Source organism: Streptomyces niveiscabiei, assembly GCF_001419795.1.
Taxonomy (GTDB): Bacteria; Actinomycetota; Actinomycetes; order Streptomycetales; family Streptomycetaceae; genus Streptomyces; species Streptomyces niveiscabiei.
This window is the reverse complement of record NZ_LIRL01001379.1, coordinates 1-2,958: the sequence shown is the minus strand read 5'-3', so window position 1 is coordinate 2,958 and position 2,958 is coordinate 1. Positions and strand designations below refer to the sequence as shown.

The window sequence follows — 2,958 nt, the reverse complement described above, 5'->3', positions numbered from 1 at the left end:
CCCCTGGTTCGGCTACGCCCCCCTCGACCCGGCCCACCTGCCGGCCATCGACGCCCTCGTGTACGTCAGGGACGCCTAGGCTCTCGCGAGCCCGGCGACCTCCTGCGCGCTCAAGGCCCGCCCGTACACCCGGAAATCCCTCAAAGTCCCCTTCAGATAAGGGGTGGTGCCGTACTGCGACCGCCCCAGATACGCCCCGCGGATATGGTTCGCGAAGTACCGGGGCTCCGAGTACGCCTTGGCGTCCCGCCCGACCTCCTTCCCGTCGACGTACAGCACCAGAGCGCGCTCGGCGTACGTCACCGCGACATGCGCCCACCGCCCCACGGCCAGCGCATCGGCGTCGACCTGCTGCTCCCCGGACGCGCCGAGTGTGCTCACCGCGAACCGCAGCTTCCCGTCGTCGGTGCGCGGCGTGAGGAACAGGTACGCGGTCTCCCCGGTCCCGATGTCGAACACCCGCGCCCCCGGCTCGGGTTGGGCATCGAGCCGCACCCGCACCGCGACCGTGTAGGCGGACGCCCCGGCGAGGAGGTCGTCCGCGAGACGGACGTACCCGTCCTTCCCGTCGAGCACCACCCCGGACGGCGACCAGGAGGCGCCGCCCGCGAGCCGGGCGGTCTTCCCGTTCCCCGTGGCGTCCCCGGCGACCGTCCCCGACGTCTCGTCGAACTGGTGGTGCACGGCGAACGCCGGGGGAGGCGCGGGGAGTTCACCGGTGATCCAGTACACGCTGTAGCGCTGGTGATGCACCCGCGCGACCGGCAGCAGCGTCACGTCCTTGCCGTCGGCCCGCGCGGTGAACCGCAGCGGATCGGCCGACTCCTGCCGCACGGAGCCGAGTTCGAGACGCGGCAGCCACCAGTTCAGGGTGTCGCCGTAGGCGCCGGCGAGGACGATCGGCCCGTGCACGAGGGCGCGGACGTCCGGGTCGTCGGGCGCGGGCTCGGCGACCGTCCGCATCGGCAGCGACAGCTCGACCCGGTCGCCGGCGCACCACAGCCGGTCCAGGACGAGCCAGCCGCCGGGACGCGGACGGTGGGGGAGGGGCCGCCCGTTGAGGGTGGCACGCGCGCCGGACGCCCAGGCGGGGACCCGGATCTGGAGCCGGTGCGCGGCACGCCCCGAGGCCACGGTGAGGGTCGTCGCGGACTCGTCGGGGAACCGCGTCGTCTGCCGCCAGGTGATCCCCTTCTCCCGCCAGGTCACCTCCGACGGGATGAACAGGTTGACCAGCAGCCGCTGTTCGTCGTGCGCGTACACGGTGTCGGCGAACTTGGCCTGCGTCTCCATGCCGGTGCCGTGGTCGCAGGAGAAGTTGCCGTAGTCCGTCGAGTACGCGTTCTCGTCCTCGCCCATGAACCAGGGCTGCTGCTTGAACGCCATCGGGTTGAGGTCGGTGTAGTAGATGTTGAAACCGTGCGCGGAGTCCGGGTCCTGCTCACCCAGCATCTGGTTGAACAGGGTCCGCTCGTAGTGGTCGAGCAGCTCCGTGCGCTCCGGCGCGTGGAAGTGCAGCAGCCGCGTCAGCTTCAGCATGTTGTAGCTGTTGCAGTTCTCGCAGGTGAGCTCCCCGATCCGGCCCGCGATCGCGTCCGGGGGCCCGAAGGACTCCCTGCTGCTGTTGCCGCCGATGACGTACGTGTGGTGCCCGACGACGATCCGCCAGAAGTTCTCCGCTATCGCCCGGTACCGCTCCTCGAGCCCCTCCTCCCACATCCGCAGCGCGCCGGTCGCCTTCGGGATCTGCGTGTTCGCGTGCAGCCCCGCGAGCCGGTCCTCGTTCCTGGCCAGCGGCCCGTACACCTCGGCGTCCGCGAACCGCTCGGCGACCGTGAGCCACCGCCCGTCACCGGTGAGGGCGTGCAGATCCGCCAACGTCTCCTGGATGCCCCCGAACTCGGCCCACAGCGCCTGCTGCATCTCCTCGTACGACAGCCGCCCGGTACGCCGGTCCAGCCACCCGGCCATCCCCAGCACCACGTCCAGCGCCTGCCCGTTCCCGGCCAGCCGGTACTGGTCCACCAGCCCCGCCATGATCTTGTGGAGCGTGTAGTACGGCGCCCACACCCATTCCTCGGCCTTCTCCAGCCGGTCGAACAACTCCTCGGGGAACGCCGACAGGTACCCCTTCCCGAACCCCGCCTTCGGCGACGCCGCCTGGCACTCGGCCAGCGCCGCGACCAGCGCCCGCCCCTTGGCCCGCAGCTCCTCGTCCCCGGTGTTCGCGTACGTCAGCGCCAGCCCCGACAGCAGATGCCCCGTCGAATGCCCCCGCAGCTCCTGGTCCGGCGCCTCCCAGCCGCCGCACGGCTCGGCGGCACTGTGCAGCCCGACGTTCAGCCGGAACGTGTGCAGCAGCCGGTCGATGTCGACGAAACGCAGGTATGCGGTGTTGCGCTGCTGGTTCGCCCGGAACGGACTGTCCAGCAGCGCGACCGCATCGAGCGGGAACGGCCGGACGGACCCGCCGCCTCCGACCTCGCTGCCTCCGACCGCGCCGTCCCCGGCCTTGCCGCTCGCGGCCCGCGCCGCCGTCGGGCCCGCTCCCAGGGCGAGCGCCGTGGCGCCGCCCAGCGCCAGGACTTGCCGTCTGCCGAAGGGATACCTGTCCACAACTGCCTCCGCGCGGCCAGCAGCCGCATAAGCTTGAAAGTTAACACACTGTGCGGAGTGCATGATTCCGATAATTCCCCCCAGGATCAAGGCGGTTGGCACCCACGCCCCGACACAGAGAAACGCAGGGCGCAGCATCTAGGACAGAAACCGGCCTAGAAGCCCCCTACCTTTACTCCCACGCCACCGACGAACCCACCGAGGGAGACCCCATGCTGCGCGGCGTCACCACCGTCCGCTTCCACACCACCGACCTCGACGCCGCCAAGCGCTGGTACACCCAACTCCTCGGCATCGAGCCCTACTTCGACCGTCCCGGCTACGCCGAGTACCGCATCGGCG

General features: G+C 70.8%; 1 protein-coding gene. It reads right to left on the bottom strand.

What is annotated here, in order from left to right; translation table 11 throughout:
- Nucleotides 1-75: 75 nt before the first annotated feature.
- On the bottom strand, nucleotides 76-2,616 hold the full coding sequence (locus tag AOK24_RS44255) for a glycoside hydrolase family 127 protein (RefSeq protein WP_055725448.1): 2,541 nt from the start codon (nucleotides 2,614-2,616) through the stop codon (nucleotides 76-78).
- Between the last annotated feature and the right edge of the window lie 342 nt (nucleotides 2,617-2,958).